The organism is Caballeronia arationis, assembly GCF_001544975.2.
GTDB lineage: Bacteria > Pseudomonadota > Gammaproteobacteria > Burkholderiales > Burkholderiaceae > Caballeronia > Caballeronia arationis.
This window is the reverse complement of sequence record NZ_FCOG02000546.1, coordinates 1-766: the sequence shown is the minus strand read 5'-3', so window position 1 is coordinate 766 and position 766 is coordinate 1. Positions and strand designations below refer to the sequence as shown.

Genomic DNA, 766 nt, shown 5'->3' with positions numbered 1-766 from the left:
CGACAGAAATCGCGCTTTATCATGCACTTGGAAAACTACCCGAGCCTCCGTCGACCCACAGTTTTTACTGACGAACCAAAAAATTCAATGCCTTGGTTCTAGCAAAGAAGTTGGCGCGACAGAAAGAGCCAAAATAGTGCTTGAACTGAGGCAGGAATTCCTTTTGGCTGACCTTCTCCACGCTTCGGGTTTGCCACGCAGTACATACTACTATCAGGTCAAGACGTTGGCCGCTCCAGACCGGTATGGCGGACTCAAGGCGAAGATTCAGGCTGTCTATGCAGCACATCGCGGCTTGTATGGCTACCGTCGCGTCACCTTAGCTATCCGCAGTGATGGCGAGTTGGTCAATCACAAGAAGGTGCAGCGCCTTATGAACGAATTAGGAATCAGGTCGAGGGTGCGCCGGAAGAAATTCCGGTCGTACCAAGGCGAGGTTGGCGAGGCCGCTCCGAACCTGCTCAATCGCGAATTCACCGCATCGAGACCAAACGAGAAGTGGGTTACCGATGTGACCGAGTTCCGCGTCGCGGGGGAAAAAGCTGTACCTTTCTCCAGTCATGGATCTCTACAATGGGGAAATTGTTGCCTACGAATCGAGCCATCGTCCCGACTTCCCGATGGTCATGGGCATGCTCCATAAAGCTGTAAAGAAACGTGGAGGTGTGGCTAAACCGCTGCTTCATTCGGACAGTAAGAATACGGGTACCAGGTGTTTCCGGGCAGTCACCGTTTCGAAAAAAGGGTGCTTTCGGGAGAGGTCTGG

At 52.7% G+C, this 766-nt stretch carries 1 pseudogene; it reads left to right on the top strand.

Features of this window, described 5'->3' with window-relative positions:
- Positions 1–76: 76 nt before the first annotated feature.
- Positions 77–692 (top strand): annotated as a pseudogene (locus AWB81_RS43755) (IS3 family transposase); the annotation flags it as partial.
- Positions 693–766 lie beyond the last annotated feature (74 nt).